This window comes from Actinophytocola sp. (assembly GCF_049647105.1).
GTDB lineage: Bacteria > Actinomycetota > Actinomycetes > Mycobacteriales > Pseudonocardiaceae > Actinophytocola.
Map to the genome: position 1 here is coordinate 1 of NZ_JBARWZ010000072.1, position 14,356 is coordinate 14,356.

14 protein-coding genes and 1 riboswitch are annotated in these 14,356 nt (G+C 69.2%); of the genes, 4 read left to right on the forward strand and 10 right to left on the reverse strand.

Annotation, left to right across the window (positions count from 1 at the left end; genetic code table 11):
* Together WBA97_RS08935 and WBA97_RS08940 are read right to left on the reverse strand one after the other, a co-directional pair.
* Window positions 1–278: hypothetical protein (locus WBA97_RS08935; protein ID WP_424230254.1), on the reverse strand; the 278-nt coding region annotated here is incomplete at its 3' end.
* A 12-nt stretch (window positions 279–290) separates the two neighbouring features.
* Window positions 291–1,538, reverse strand: a complete 1,248-nt coding sequence (locus WBA97_RS08940) for a helix-turn-helix domain-containing protein (RefSeq protein ID WP_424230255.1) — start codon at window positions 1,536–1,538, stop codon at window positions 291–293.
* Window positions 1,539–1,761: 223 nt separating this feature from the next.
* Between WBA97_RS08940 and WBA97_RS08945 the strand changes: the two genes are divergently transcribed.
* A complete protein-coding gene (locus tag WBA97_RS08945) occupies window positions 1,762–1,935 on the forward strand; it encodes a hypothetical protein (RefSeq protein WP_424230256.1) in 174 nt (57 codons plus the stop codon).
* A 247-nt stretch (window positions 1,936–2,182) separates the two neighbouring features.
* Here the strand turns inward: WBA97_RS08945 and WBA97_RS08950 are convergent, their stop codons facing one another.
* From WBA97_RS08950 to WBA97_RS08985, 8 genes are all read right to left on the reverse strand, one after another.
* The gene (locus WBA97_RS08950; RefSeq protein WP_424230257.1) at window positions 2,183–2,965 is read right to left on the reverse strand and encodes a class I SAM-dependent methyltransferase; all 783 of its coding nucleotides are present in this window, start codon (window positions 2,963–2,965) and stop codon (window positions 2,183–2,185) included.
* Window positions 2,962–3,825, reverse strand: coding sequence for an ABC transporter ATP-binding protein (locus WBA97_RS08955; protein WP_424230258.1), 864 nt, complete (start codon window positions 3,823–3,825; stop codon window positions 2,962–2,964). The genes WBA97_RS08950 and WBA97_RS08955 overlap by 4 nt, the downstream gene beginning before the upstream one ends.
* The gene (locus tag WBA97_RS08960) at window positions 3,822–4,922 is read right to left on the reverse strand and encodes a FecCD family ABC transporter permease (protein WP_424230259.1); all 1,101 of its coding nucleotides are present in this window, start codon (window positions 4,920–4,922) and stop codon (window positions 3,822–3,824) included. Before WBA97_RS08960 ends, WBA97_RS08955 begins: the two co-directional genes overlap by 4 nt.
* The gene (locus WBA97_RS08965) at window positions 4,919–6,007 is read right to left on the reverse strand and encodes an ABC transporter substrate-binding protein (protein ID WP_424230260.1); all 1,089 of its coding nucleotides are present in this window, start codon (window positions 6,005–6,007) and stop codon (window positions 4,919–4,921) included. Before WBA97_RS08965 ends, WBA97_RS08960 begins: the two co-directional genes overlap by 4 nt.
* Window positions 6,008–6,100: 93 nt before the next feature.
* Window positions 6,101–7,354 carry an MFS transporter gene (locus tag WBA97_RS08970; RefSeq protein ID WP_424230261.1) on the reverse strand — a complete coding sequence of 418 codons (1,254 nt, stop codon included), beginning with the start codon at window positions 7,352–7,354 and terminating at the stop codon, window positions 6,101–6,103.
* Window positions 7,351–8,649, reverse strand: coding sequence for an opine metallophore biosynthesis dehydrogenase (locus tag WBA97_RS08975; RefSeq protein ID WP_424230262.1), 1,299 nt, complete (start codon window positions 8,647–8,649; stop codon window positions 7,351–7,353). The genes WBA97_RS08970 and WBA97_RS08975 overlap by 4 nt, the downstream gene beginning before the upstream one ends.
* Window positions 8,650–8,678: 29 nt before the next feature.
* A complete protein-coding gene (locus WBA97_RS08980; RefSeq protein WP_424230263.1) occupies window positions 8,679–9,476 on the reverse strand; it encodes a methyltransferase domain-containing protein in 798 nt (265 codons plus the stop codon).
* Complete coding sequence (locus WBA97_RS08985; protein ID WP_424230264.1) at window positions 9,473–10,300, reverse strand: hypothetical protein; 828 nt, start codon at window positions 10,298–10,300, stop codon at window positions 9,473–9,475. The genes WBA97_RS08980 and WBA97_RS08985 overlap by 4 nt, the downstream gene beginning before the upstream one ends.
* Window positions 10,301–10,518: 218 nt before the next feature.
* Window positions 10,519–10,693, forward strand: a riboswitch (cobalamin riboswitch).
* 201 nt (window positions 10,694–10,894) lie between these two features.
* Here WBA97_RS08985 and WBA97_RS08990 point away from each other — a divergent pair.
* From WBA97_RS08990 to WBA97_RS09000, 3 genes are all read left to right on the forward strand, one after another.
* Window positions 10,895–11,662, forward strand: a complete 768-nt coding sequence (locus tag WBA97_RS08990; RefSeq protein ID WP_424230265.1) for a thioesterase II family protein — start codon at window positions 10,895–10,897, stop codon at window positions 11,660–11,662.
* A gap of 109 nt (window positions 11,663–11,771) precedes the next feature.
* Window positions 11,772–12,068 carry a phosphopantetheine-binding protein gene (locus WBA97_RS08995; protein ID WP_424230266.1) on the forward strand — a complete coding sequence of 99 codons (297 nt, stop codon included), beginning with the start codon at window positions 11,772–11,774 and terminating at the stop codon, window positions 12,066–12,068.
* Window positions 12,068–14,332, forward strand: coding sequence for an amino acid adenylation domain-containing protein (locus WBA97_RS09000; protein WP_424230267.1), 2,265 nt, complete (start codon window positions 12,068–12,070; stop codon window positions 14,330–14,332). Before WBA97_RS08995 ends, WBA97_RS09000 begins: the two co-directional genes overlap by 1 nt.
* The last annotated feature ends 24 nt before the right edge of the window (window positions 14,333–14,356 follow it).

Below are 14,356 nucleotides of genomic sequence, written 5' to 3' on the forward strand. Positions count from 1 at the left end.
GCGCCGGGCCGGTGCCCACCGGCGACCGCGTCGTCGACCGCCATCGCCGCGGCGAGGCACTCGTCCAGCGCGGTCGGCGCGCCATCGGCCAGGAACAGCAGCGTGCCGCCGCGGTGGCCGTGGCCGAGCACGGTCAGCGCCCACCGCACCGCACGGGTCAGATGGTCGCCTTCCTCAGCCCTGGCCGCGACCACGGTGGGTGCGTCGGATGGCACGAACAAGCAGAGCGGGTCGCGGGCGCCGAGGCGCCCGACACCGATCCTCGGTGATCCGGTCATGGGGTGATCCCCTCACAGCAGGGCCCCGACGAGCGCGGGCACGGCGAACCGGGAGTGCCCGGCCGCGTGACGGGCACCGATCAGGCCGCGCTGCAGCAGGTCCCGCACGAGCGCACCGGCGGCGGCGATGGTGCGGCCGGTGCTGGTGGCGACCTCGTCGAGGGTGCGGGCGGGACCGGCCAGACCGGCGAGCGCGGCACGGTCGGCGGGGGTGAGCACGGCGACCCTGGCACCGAGCCGGGCCATGAGATCGGCACCGACGAGCGCACCGGGGTCGGCACGCAGCAGGTCGCGCAGCGTCGGCAGGTCGTAGACCTCGAGCCAGGACGCGGCGGCGGCGAGCGCGGGTGGCAGGCCGTCGGTCAGCGCACACACGGCGGCGATGTCCGGCGCGTCGGCGGCGGAGAGCCGGTGCCGGGCGGCGTGGTGCACGAAGAGGCGCACGGCGGGTTCCTCTGCGAGCTCACGAGGTTCGCCACTGGCAGGCACCGGCAAGGGAGCGAGGAGGAACGGCCGCTCGCCGGGCAGCCCACAAGGCCCGTCGGCGGTGACGAGCACCCGCAGGCGTGGGCAGTCGCCGAGCAGACCGAGCAGCACGTCGGCCCGGGGACGCACGGTGCCGACGCCGTCGAGCACGAGGAGGGTGTCGCGGTCACCGAGGAACGCGGCGAGCGAAGGAGCGGGCGCGGCCGGATCGAACAACGCGGCGCCGAGCGCCCCGACGACGTCGGCGAGCCGAGGGTCACGGACCGGCTGGCCGAGCGGGCCGTCCGCGTGCGGCGCGGTCACCCACAACACGGGCATCCCGGTGCGGTGAAGGTCGGCGGCAACCGCGGCGGCGAGCCGGGTCCGGCCGACGCCGGGCAGTCCGTGCACGGTGAGGAGCCGCCCGCCACCGTCGGCGACCTCACGCACGACGGCACCAAGCTCGGTGTCCCGCCCGAACATGGGGGCGAGCACGGTGGGCGGCGCCGCGATGCGCGGCCCGTACTCGTCACGCAGCGCCCGCCCCGTACGGCCACCCGCCGCCAGCTCGAGATCGTCGCTGGCACAACGGCCGAGCCGCAGCGCACTGGTCAGCAACCGCACGGTGTCCTGACGGGGCCGGGCCTTCCCGCGTTCGAGGTCACGGATCGCGCGGACGCTCACCGTGGACAGGTCGGCGAGCATGCGCTGGGTGAGGCCGACGGCCGCGCGGTGCCTGCGTAACAACGGACCGAACCGCATCGCGGTCTCGTCCTCCAGTGCGGGGTAGGCCATCACTCGTCCCTCCGGTCGCGCGGTCTGCACGGCCCCACTGTCGCTCCGAACCGCTATCACCCCGGCATCCCGCGGTTAACCCAGCGCACCGACCGCCACCAGGCAAGACGCGGGACGGTCAGGTGCAAACGCCGGGATAACCCCGGGATAAAGCCGGTCCTTAACGTCGGAGGAGTCGAGCCAAACCCCAGCCCGGCACCAGTGAAAGTCGAGAGGAAACACCGTGTTCCGCACGATCGCCGCCACCGCCCGCACCGCCGTCATCGCCGCCGTCCTCACCACGGCAGCCCTGTCTGCCTGTGCGGCCACCGCCACCGCGGACCCGGCGACCCCCTCCGACCCGACCTCGACCGCCACTGGCACGCCCACCCCGCCGCCCAGCGACCCCTGGGACTGACCTGACGACGCGGCCGCTCCCGGCGGGCGATCGAACCACCGCCGGGATGACGACGACCTCCACCCAATGAACGACGAAGAATCCAGTGTCCGGCGGCCAACCCCGCCGCCGGACACTGGCCGCCCCACAGGGCGAAGAACAAGCGAGAACCCGGCGCCCAACGTTTACCAATGCCCAGAAGGGGGTCAGAACCTCTGCCCGTGATCGGGAAGCCGGTTGTCGTCCGCTTTGTGCGACGGGCTCGGTGTCACCGGAGTCCGGCGATGATGCCCGTCTGGAGGTCCTGCCAGACGACGCCCGCCTCCGCGAACCCGGCCTCGCGCAGTGCGCTTTCCTGGAAGTGGTGTGTGGCGCCGGTCCAGTCCCGTGCGCCATCGGGCCACAGCGTGGCGCGCTTGGCGAGCGCGTCGGCCAGCGCGGGCTCGGCGCTCACGGCTTCCCACCACGCCTCCCAGGACTCCCCGCCGTCGGCCAGCGCGTGGTTGCGCCGTTCAAGGGCGATCTCGTCGCAGGCCGCACGCAACCTGCTGCCGTCGGCATGCGGGAGGTAGTCGGCGTTGAGCAGGACCCCGCCGGGGCGCAGGAGCTGGTACGTGTGCCGGTAGGTCGCGACCAGGGTGGCCGGGTCCAGCCAGTGCAGTGCGGTGCTGGACAGCACCGCGTCGAAGGTCCCCGGCGCGCCGTCGGCGCCGAGCGCGGTGGTCCAGTCCGGGTCGCGCAGGTCGGCCTGGACCCAGCGCAGGCGGCCGTCCTGGTCGCCGAGCGCGCCTTCCCCGATCGCCAGGAGCACGGGGTCGATGTCGACGGCCACCGACCTCGCCCCCGGCAGCCGCCGGAGCAGGCGGCTGCTGATCGCACCGGGGCCGCAGGCGAGGTCGAGCACCACGAGGTTCTCGGCCGGGCGCAGGTGGGTGAGGATCTCGAACAGCGCCTCGTACAGGCGATCGCGAGCCTTGACGTAGACGGTCTGCTGCCCGTCCCATCGGGCGAGCAGGTCCGACCACGGGGCGGTCAGGTTGGTGGCGGTCACGAGCCTTCCTTCCTAACGAGGGCAGATGTCGAGCCTGCGGGGACCCTGCCGTTGTTCATGTCCGGCAGGCGCGAGAAGCCGAGGTGGGTGTGCCCGGTGTCGGGGTCTACCCACCTGCGCGCCCGGACTCCGAACACGTCGGCCACCAGTTCCGGGGTGAGCACGTCGGCCGGTGGCCCGTCCGCGACGACCCGGCCCCGGCACGTGACGTAGACCCGGTCGCAGTACGTGACCGCGTGTGTGAGGTCGTGCATGACGGTCAGCGTGGTGACGCCGAGTGTGCGGACCAGGTCGAGCAGCTCCAGCTGGTAACGAATGTCCAGGTGGTTGGTCGGCTCGTCGAGCACCAGCAGGCGGGGCTGCTGGGTCAGTGCCCTGGCCAGCAGCACCCGCTGCTTCTCGCCGCCGGAGAGGGTGTCGAAGTCGCGTCCGGCCAGGACCGTGGTCCCGGTCCTGGCGAGGGCCTGTGCGCAGATCTCGTGGTCGGCGGCGGTGTCGCGGTCCAGTGGCCCCTTGTGCGGGTTGCGGCCCATCGCGACGACGTCGGCGACGGTGAGGGAGAAGTCGCTTCCGTTCTCCTGCACCACCGCGGCGGTTCGTTGCGCGGACTGGCGGGCGGTCAGTTGCCACACGTCGTGGTCGTCGACCCGCACCACACCCGCCGCGGGGCGGAGGGCGCGGTAGATGACCCGCAGCAGGGTTGACTTTCCGCTGCCGTTCGGGCCGACGATGCCGACCATCTCCCCGTCGTCGACGGTCAGCCCCGCGTCGGACACGATCGGGGTGCCGCCGAGTGTCACCGACACCCCGTCGACCACGACCTGCGGCGGCATGACCTCGCCGTTCGTTGTGCCGGTCATCCGAACCGTGCCTCCCGTCCCACTTCGCGCTGGCGAAGCAGCCAGATGAAGAACGGCACCCCGAACACCGCCGTCACGATGGAGAGCGGGAGTTCGGTTGGCGACATCACCGTGCGGGCCGCCAGGTCCATCAGGACCAGGAACACCGCCCCGGTCAACGCCGCCACCGGCAGCAGCCGCCGGTGGTCCGACCCGACGAGCATCCGGCACAGGTGCGGGATGATCAGCCCGACGAACGCGATCGCGCCGCTGACGGCCACCATCACGCCGACCATCAGCGAGGTGACCACCAGCATCCTGATCCGGAACCGGCCGACGTCGAGGCCGAGGGCGACGGCCGTCTCCTCCCCGGCGAGCAGCGAGTTCAGCGGCCGGGCCTGGGTCGTCAGGTAGAGCGTGCCCGCCACCACGGCCGCCGCTGGGATGCCAACGTCGCTCCAGGCCGTGGAGCCGAGGCTGCCGAACAGCCAGATCAGCACGCCCTGCACGTCGTGCGGGTTGGCGCGCAGCAACAGCAGGCCGTAGAGGGCCTGGAACAGGTACGCCAGCGACACCCCGGCCAGGATCAGCCGGAACGGGGTCACGCGACCCCCGCGCTGGGCCAGCATGTACACCAGCAGGGTCGCGATCAGGGCGCCAGCGAACGCGGCCGACGACAGGCCGAGCCCGGCGGCGGCCGAGGCGCCGAGCACGAGCACCAGCACGGCGCCGAAGGACGCCCCTGAGGAGACTCCGAGCAGGTAGGGGTCCGCCAGTGGGTTGCGCACCACCGCCTGCAGCACAACCCCGACCGCGGCCAGACCTCCGCCGACCACCGCGCCCAGCAGCGCGCGGGGCAGCCGGAACTCCCACACGATGTAGGCGAACACCGGGTCGCCGGGTGGGGCGAACCAGTCCGAGGAGATCTTGTAGAGCACCACCTGCACGGTGTCGCGCACCGGCACCATCACCGGCCCGAGTCCGGTCGCCAGCAGGATGCTGACCAGCACCGCGGCGACCAGGCCTGCCAGCACCGCGACTTGGCCGCCCCGGCGGCGCACCACCGGGGCGGCGGTCGTCTCCGTCTGTCGGCCGGTGTCCTGCGCGGAGGAGGTCATCGGCTCGCCGTGGTCGCCGGGGACGAGGCAGGCACGTCGGTGAAGGCGTCCGGATGCAGGGTCCGGGCGAGGTCCTCGATGACGTCGACGAAACGCCACCCCGGTGTGTTGGCGGAGTCGGTGGTCAGCACGTACTTCCGGTCCTTGCTGGCCTTCATCTCCGGGAACGCGCGGTAGAGGTAGCTGGTGCTCGCCTCGGCATCCGTGTCGTCGTTGGGGCTGGCACCCACCAGGAAGACCGCGGGATCGGTGGCGGCCACCTTCTCGAGCGGGACGTTGAGGAAGCCCCGGCGTCCCCCGTCGACGTCCCCGAAGACGTTCTTGCCGCCCGCCATCCGGATCACCTCGTCGACGAAGGCGTCGCGGGACCCGGTCGTGATCGGTCCCTCACCGCCGTAGTAGTAGAAGACCTGCACCGGCTCCCGGCCCGCGACACGGCGCTGCACGTCGGCGATCCGTGCCTTCATGTCGTCGACCACCTGCTTCGCGCGGTCCTCCACGTCGAAGATGGCGCCGAGGTCGGTGATCGCGCGATAGGTGAAGTCGATCTTGATCTGCTTGTCGTCCGGACATACGAGGGCGTACACGTTGGCCCCGATGTTTCCGAGGTCCTCGAGCGTGGCGAGCCCGGGCGAGAGCTGGTGGGGTCCGCCGTACTCGGAGTTGACGTACGCGAAGAGCATGTCGGGCCGGAGGCCGAGCATCTGTTCCTTGCCGACCGGGACGTAGGCGTCCGGCGACTCGTCCGCGACGCGCTCGAAGTCGGCGGCCTGCTCTGACAGGGGGGTGTCCATGGGTTTGATCTGGGCGATCGCCTGGTCGGCCAGCCCCAGGCCGAAGAAGAGCTCCGCGGCCGGCTGGAACCCGAGGTAGACCCGGCCGGGCTTCTTCTCGAATGTGACCTGGCGGCCACAGTTCTCGACAGTGACCGGGTAGTGGTCCGACGCCCCGGCGGTCCCGTTCGCCTGCGACACGGCGTCACCCTGGGCGCATCCGCTCGCCAGGACAGGCACAAGCAACAGCGCCGCCACTCCCAACCTGGCACGGCGCGGGTCCACCACGCGCGTATCGCGGCGATCATTCATCGACAAACCTCCACAGGTTCGGTGATCACGGACGTTGAATAGGTCGGGGACGGCCATGCGCCAGTTCTCGCGGTGGACCGACTGTGACGTGCTTCACACACGACTTCGCACCGCAGTGGCGGCACCGACGGACAGCGCGGTGAATCCGCCGAAGACGGCGGCCGCGCCAAGGTAGCCGCCCGCCGCGAGGCCGGCACCCCCGGCGGCCGCGCCGAGGAACAGTCCCAGGCTCATGCTGGAGGCCTTCAGGGACAGGGCGGTGCCGCGAAGTGTGTCGCAGCGACGGACCAACAGCGTCACCGACGCCGCCACGCCCACCGCGTGGCTGGCGGACAGCACCGCGCTGGAGACCAGTGCCAGCGGCAGGGTGGGAGCCAGGAACACCCCGAACAGTGAGATCAGTGCCACGACAAGGCACACGTGCAGCGCGCGGCAGGCCAGCCGGTCGGACTCGGTCCTGTTCACCAGGCGCCCGGTGAACAGGTTGCCGAGGAAGAACGCCCCGCCGCTCAGGGTCCACACGAACGCGAACACGCCGGGTGTCAGCCCGAACTGGTCCGAGTAGTACACGGCCATGTAGGCCTGGTATCCCTGGAATGCCGCGGCCTGCCCGAACGACAGGACGATGATGGCACGGGCACCCGGCACGGCCGCGAGCGCCCGGAAGGCCGCGAAGTAGCCGTGGCGCGGTGCGGTGTCGTTGTGTCCCACTCGTCCGTACCGGAGCAGGACCGGCATCAGCGCGGTCGCGATCACCGCGATCGCGACCAGATCCCCCCGCCATCCCCACAGCAGCGCGGGAAAGGCGAGCACAGGTACGACCAGCGTGGCGGCCAGTGTCCGCGTCGCCGACACCAGGGTCGCGGCTCGGGCCGCGGCCGGGCTGGTGCCGAACCGGTCCGCCGCCGCGGTCGTCAGTGCGGGATAGAGCACGGCGTTCGACACGCCGATGAGAAGGCAGAAGGCCGCCAGCGCGGGGAGCCAGGCGATCGTCCCGACCAGGGACGCCGCCGCCAGCAGCAGCAGTGACCAGGCGGCGACCTTGCCCGGGGCGATCCGTCCGATCAGTGGTGCGACGACGATGCCGACCACCACGGCCCCGATGCCGCCAAGGCCGCGCAGCGCACCCACCACCGCGGCGCTCTCCCCGGCGTCATCGGTGATCGCCACGAGGTAGGTGCTGTACACGGTGAACGGCATCAACCCGACCACCGACGCGATCAGGGTCGGCAACACCGCCCTGGAGATGCGCCAGTCGCCGATCGGTTGTGCCGCAGAGGTGTCGGCAGCGGCCGCCGCTGAAGTGAGGTGGCCGGTCTCCTTGCCCTCCATGCGGTCCGCGGTCACGACGTCGCCGCCAGCGCGCCGCGGATCAGGTCGAGGTCCTCGCGGAAATCCCGCACCTCGAAGGCGTCCGACAGCGGCGTGCCCGCGCGGGCCATGGCCGCTGCCTCGATCGCGCGTTCGTACCGTGCGATGAACGTGTCGATGGTCGGGCAGTCCACGCCGACGTGGCGGCCGATCCCCTGGATGATCTTCGTCCGGTAGTAGTCCTCCCGGGGCATTCTCGGCACGTCCCACCGTCCCGCGCCGTCGGCGAAGACCCGGCGGATGGGGACCGCCGAGAAGTCGAAGTACCTGCCGTCGGCATCCGGTTCGGAGAACGGGTCGACCAGAAGCGAGGCGTAGCGGACGTACACCAGGTACTCCTGGTGGATGGGCGGCAGCTGCTCGAACCGCTCGATGTCCCGGCGCGCGACGCTTTCCTCGCGCACCGGGTAGCTGTCGTCGACCATGAACCGGAGCAGGTTCAGGCCCGGAATGCCCAACTTGCCGACGATGTTCGTCAGCTCTTTCCACTGGTTCACCATCTCGCTGATCAGAGAGGGCGTGATGGGCCCTTCGGGGACCAGTTTGTACACGTACTTGACGGGGCCGGACTCGGTGAACACCGCGTTCAGCGAGATGTCGTTCATGAACAGCGCGGGGTGGACGTACAGGGAGATATTCCTGGTCTCCGCCTCCATCGGGCCGGCCATGACCGGCGTGGCGACGCCGAGCTGTCCGTGGAGATCGCACAGCACGTCCAGGTTTTCCGACCGGCCTCGGCTGGAACCGACGTACAGCCGCTTCTTGACCGCCGCGGTGAACACGCGGGGCGACGGCGTCTTGTCGTGCCAACGGGTGGCACCGAGATAGCTGGAGAGGCTGATCACCTCCGCGTCCACGCCCCGGCCGCGCAGGAAGTTCCGCACGAGGCTGTTGGACCCGAAGGTCGGCGACACCAGCACGACGCACCTGACGTGCTCCAGAACCCGGAGATCCATCTCGTCCACGACCCGCGTGTACGCGTCCGCGGTCACCGCCAGGACCAGGGTGTGCCACTTGCCCGCGACCGATCGGTACCCCTGGAACCGTTCGTCGACCACGCATTCGCCCTCGGCGTCGCGATTCTTGTCGCTCTGGACGTCCACCCGGATCCGCCCACCGTTCTGCCGCAGCCCGGAGAAGAACGCGTCCGACCGGACGGACTCCCTGCCCGCGATGCCCACCACACACCCGAGCCGGTTCTTCAGCACGACCGCCAGCTGCACGGAGGCAGGCCCGGTGCCCGCGATCAGAACCCGGTCGAAATCGTTCATTCCCCGCCCCGATCCACCCGCGGATTTCGTCACATCTTCTGGTACAGCGCGATGTCGAAGACTTGTTCCGGACGCAGCACCTTCTCGGCCAGCTGCCACTTCCGCCGGTCGACCTCCCGGGACGGGTAGTTGAAGAGTGACTTCAGGTCGTCGCCGTACCGCATGGCCACGACGACGTCGTCGCGAGTCGATGAGTGGATCTTGTGCAGAAGATCGTACTTGACCGCGACGGTCGAGCTGAAGATGACATGCGAGGCCTCCCCGGTGAAGGCAAGGTCCTCCACCGATGTCTTCTCCAGCCTGATGTCCAGGTCGTCGGCCCCCAGCTTCGTCACGACCCGCCTGCCGAGTTCGACGGCCTCTGGGTCGATGTCGACACCGACCACACTGGCGCCGGTCCGCCTCGCGATGTACACCGGGGTCATCGGGAACGAGCCGGAGCCGACGAGCAGCACCTTGGCGGCGGGGGTCAGCTCGAAGGTCCCGAACTCCTCCTCGATGCAGGACTCGACGTTGTCGAAGTACCCGGCGGTTTCGGTGCGGCCGTCCAGAAGGTGGCGGGCGCGGTACTTCTCCATGATCGCCGCGCAGCGGGAGGACTGCGTTCTCAGTTCGGCAACGAGACTCGTGAACTCAGCAGTGCCCTCTCGTACGAGCGTGTGCCAGGCCTCATGATGGCGACTGTCCGTCACGAACCCGGAGTAGTCGCCAACGACGCGCGCCATCTCCGAACTGTGGCGCACGGTCTCGTCGTACCGGGCGGCCGCTGCCCGGAGACTGGTCAGGTACCCATCCATCAACAGCAGCAGGTCTGTCGTGCCGTTCATAAGTACGCTCTTCCCTCCGCCACGATCCGGACCGATCCCTCGACCTCGATGCCCATCGGGCCACCTCGCTCGTAGCTCACCGTCACGCCCATGGTCCCGCCTGGCTGGATCACGGTCGTGGTGACGGACGTGGCGTTCTTCCAGGCCAGGTACGCACCCAGCGAGGCCGTACCCGATCCGCAGCCCCTTTCCCAGACCATGCTGCCCACGGAGGGCACGTGGACGAGCGGGATCAGGCGGTTCGATTCCGCGCTGTACAACATGACGCCGACAGCGGACACGTCCCGTGACTCGCCAAGTCGCCGCGCCAGCGTCTGCGCCTCCTCCATGGTGGAGCGGTCGAGCCGACTGGTTTCGATGACCACATACAGCGAACTGTCGTAGCGGACGAAGGCCGACCCCGCGCCGACGCCACCCGCCCGCGCGCCGTCCTCCACGGCCGTCGGCACCGGCATCGCGAGCCGGCAACCGTAGTCGTGCCGCCGCTTCGCGACCCGGCACCTGACGCAGGCCGTCGTCCCCGACGCTGCCAGCACCACGTCCAGACTGTCGCCGGTCTCGAGACCCGCCTCGAACGCGTTCAGCGCCGCCAGCGCCATGCACGCGTTGCCGCAGAACTCACCGCCCGCCATGCGGAGGCCGACATCGACGTCCGACGACTCCGGTTTCCTCACGAACCCGACCTGTTCGGCGTGCACGTGCTCGTAGGCCATCATCCGCCGGGCGATGTCCGGGTACTCCTCCTCCGGGTGCTCCGTTCGCACGAGGACGGTCATGTTCTGCGTGGGACTCACCTTGACGAAGTCGATCACGCGGCTGATCAAGGTCCACTCCCGGCGCGGCCGAGGTCGTTGCGCATCAGGTCCTCCCAGAATCTCGTCGTGTTCCGGGTCGCGAGGCCGAGCTTCGGTCAGCACGGGGCTTGCCCTCAGGAGTGACCGGCCAATGACGCCAGGTAATGAGTCGTAGACGAGGTCCGCGCAGTTCCGGAAGATCGAAGCTGTGACGCGAGACACATTCAGGTCTCACTGCTCGCGCCCGTGTCTGTCCGCCGTGAACCGGTCGCGTCAGCGTCCTTTTTGACCCTGTCAAGGGATCCGGTGCGAATCCGCGACTGTGCGGGCGACCGGCGGAACGCGCTGGACCGAACGGTCCGGTTAGACGTTCCGTTTGGGTTGATCCCGAGTCCGGGGACCTGCTGGTTCTGTGTCCCAGTTGTAGGACAGGCGCAATGTCCTCAAAGACGGGCCGGACACTGAACCGGGGGCCGGGCACTGGCGGCTGTGGAACATCCACGCCGAGTCATCGCACGATCGGATAAGCGATCTTCCTGACCTTCGGCGGTATCCTTTCGCCGATCGGAATCAGGTCTGGAAGTTGGCGATATCCGCCGTATTCCTGGGAAGGGGACCCATTCGATGACGAACTCGGTGGAGGAGCGCTGGGTACGCCGCTTCCGTGATGACGACGAGAGTGCGACGAAACTGGTCTGTTTTCCCCACGCTGGTTCCGTGGCGGGGCAGTACCGCACCTGGCCACGAGGACTGCCGCCGGACATCGGCGTCATGGCCGTCCGGTACCCGGGCCGGGAGGAGCGGTTCGACGATCCGTTCCCGTCCGGACTGGAAGCCCTCGCGGACGACATCGCCGACGCGCTCGGTGAGCTGGCACGGCAACGGATGGTGCTGTTCGGTCACTGTTTCGGGGCCACGGTGGCACATGAGGTGGCACTGCGCCTACAGGACCGGGGGTATCCACCGGCCGTCCTGTGCGTGTCCGGGACGAAGCCACCGCACGCGCTGGCCGGCGGCCGGATGGTCCCCACCACGGACGAGGACATCATCGCGCATGTCGTGAGCCTGGACGCGAGCCGTGCACCGGCCTTCGAGAACCCCATCCTGAGGGAGGCCGTGCTCCCCGCGGTCCGCGACGATTATCGTTTGGTGGGAGGCTATTCCGGTGGCTCGCGGCCCCCACTCACCTGCCCGATCCACGCCTACGCCGGTGCCGACGACACCGAGGTGACTCCGGAGGAGATTCGGGGCTGGGCGGACATGACGCAAGGCGCCTTCCGGCTCCGGGTGCTGCCCGGCGGACATTTCTACCTCAAACCCGAAGAGGACGCGCTGCTCGCGGACCTGCGTCAGGTACTGGACCTCGTCGGGTCCGGCACGGCGACCGTCTGAAGTAGACCCGGAGAACCCAGCGGCACCCGTACTCGCCTCGACTGGGGCGAGGTTCGAACCGCGCCCGAAATACTCCTGTTCCTCAGCCAGTCAATTGGAGAGGTGGACCATGACAGACGTGACAAGTTCTCGTCATACCGACACGCAGGTCCAGGATCAGTCTCGTCTCATCGATCTCGTCCGTTCGGCTTGGCGGGACACACTCGGTTACGACACGCCCGACGCCGACACGAGTTTCTTCGACGCGGGCGGCGACTCGTTCGTACTCATTTCTCTCATCGAGAAGCTCGCGAAGTCATCGGGGCTCACGATCAAGGCCGTTGATGTCCTCCGTGCCCCGACGATGCGTAAGCAGGCCGCTTTGCTCGGCACATTAGCTGGCGATGATCGCGGCGAGCCTCAGTAATGACGGCGAACACGGTCGAACTGTGGGCGGACAGACTGGCGACGGTGCCGACGATGCTGGAGATACCGTCGGACAGACGTCGGCCACCTCAGGTCGACGCGCACGGCAGCCGTCGCCCCATCGAGCTGTCCGCCGAAACCGCGATGGCGGTACGCAGGCAGTCGCGAGCACTGGACGTGCCGTCTTCCGCCATTCTCCTGGCCGCCTTCGGCCTCACGATGGCCAGGCTGACCGGCGTGAGCACCCTGCTGGTCGGCGTCGGCGGCGCCAGCCCCGTGCCGGTTCGTATCGACATCGACGACGACCTGACGCCGGCGGCATTCGTCCTCGGCGTCCATGAATCGCTGACCTGGAGCTTGCGCCGGGGAGAGTTTCCTGTCGATGACGTCGTCACGCGGCTGGGCGTCACGCGGTCCGACCGGAGTCATCCGCTCGTCCAGGTGCACTTCTGGGTAGCCGGCCAACCCGACCCGGAGACGACCGCCGTCAGACCCCGGTTCGACATCGCGGTGCGGCTGGACGACGCCGGTGAGTCGTTTGCCGGTCACGTCGACTACGCGGCGGACTTGTGGCCGGGAGGTGAGGAGGAGAGGTTCCTCATGGACTACCTGGCCGCCGTGGCACAGCTTGCCGAGGCGGACGGTGCTGGCGTGACGCTGGCGGACATCCGCTGCGTCTCCCCGGCTTCACGACGGATCCTCGACGCCATCAACGACACAAGCCGTGTCTTCCCCGACTCATCCGTGGACGAACTCTTCCGCGACGCGGTAGACCGATGGCCCACCGCGTTGGCCGTGCGCGACGCGGAGTCGGCGCTGACGTACTCCGAACTGGCCATCGCCGTGGCAGAACAGGCATGCCTGCTGCGTGCGGCGGGCGTCGGAGAAGGCGACACGGTGCTGATCGGTGTTCCTCGGTCGGTGGCGGAGGTCGTGGCCGTGCTGGGCACACTCTGGGCGGGTGCCGCGTATTTCGGCGCCGATCTGACACAACCCGCGTCCCATACCGCGAGAATCCTCGCAAAGGCAGCTCCCGCCGCCGCGGTCGTGGCCGACGACGCGGCCGACCGTCTCGCGCCATATGGCGTGCCATTGGTGAGTTCATGGCGTCAGGGCTGGGAGGGTGCCGGAGAGACCGCGGCCCCCGCCCTGCCCGATCCCAGCCGACTGGCGTATATCGCCTTCACGTCGGGCTCGACCGGTCAGCCAAAGGGTGTGGCGATACCGCACCGTGGTGTGATCCGCTTGGTCCACGACAGCGAGTATCTGGCGCTGGGTCCGGGTGAGCGCTGCCTTCGCCTGGCACCACTCGCGTTCGACGCGTCCACGCTGGAGCTCTGGGGCACCCTGTTGACGGGCGCGACACTGGAGATCTGTCCACCGGAAGTGCTGTTCCCGAACGAGATCGGCGCTTTTCTCGAGGAGCGTCGGATCACCGTGGCCTTCCTCACGGCGGGCCTTTTCGGGCTCGTACAGGAATTCGCCGGCGAGTCGCTGGCCGGCCTGCGGCATCTCATGACCGGCGGAGATGTGGTGCCCCACGAGCACGTCAGGAAGGCTCTGGCGAAGAACCCGGGTCTCGTCATCACGAACTGTTACGGTCCAACCGAGAACACGGTCTTCACGACGACCTGTTCGGTCCGTGATCCCGCGAGCATCGATGGGCCCCTTCCCGTTGGTGCTCCCGTCCCGGGAACGCGGATCTACGTCCTGGACAAACGTGGGAGGCTGCTGACGCCGGGGGCCGTCGGAGAGGTGTATGCCGCAGGAGACGGCCTCGCCTCGAGCTACTTCAACGACGAGGCGGAGACCGACCGGGCGTTTGGTTTTCTCTCACCGGACGTGCCGGAACGCCTGTACCGCACCGGGGACCTGGCCCGTATCGATGGGGACGGCCAGCTCCGCTTCCTGGGACGGGCGGATGACCAGGTCAAGATCCGCGGCTTCCGCATCGAGCTGCACGCGATCAGTGAGTCGTTGCGCGCCCAGGATGGCGTCGAGGAGTCGTTCGTGACCGTCACGGACGGCGACAGCCTCGACAAGCGACTCGTCGCCGCGGTCCGGCTGACACCGGGAACGACGGTCACGCCCGCCGGCTTGCGAGACCGCCTGCGTGAGGAGCTGCCGTCGTACATGGTGCCCGGCCTCTGGGCGGTCGTGGATCAGCTACCCATCACGACGACCGGGAAGGTCGACCGACGCCGGCTCGCGGCCATCGCCAGACCCGCCAACTCGTTCGCGTCGGCGGTGGTTCCGACGACATGAGCGGCGTCGGCAGGACGCATAGGC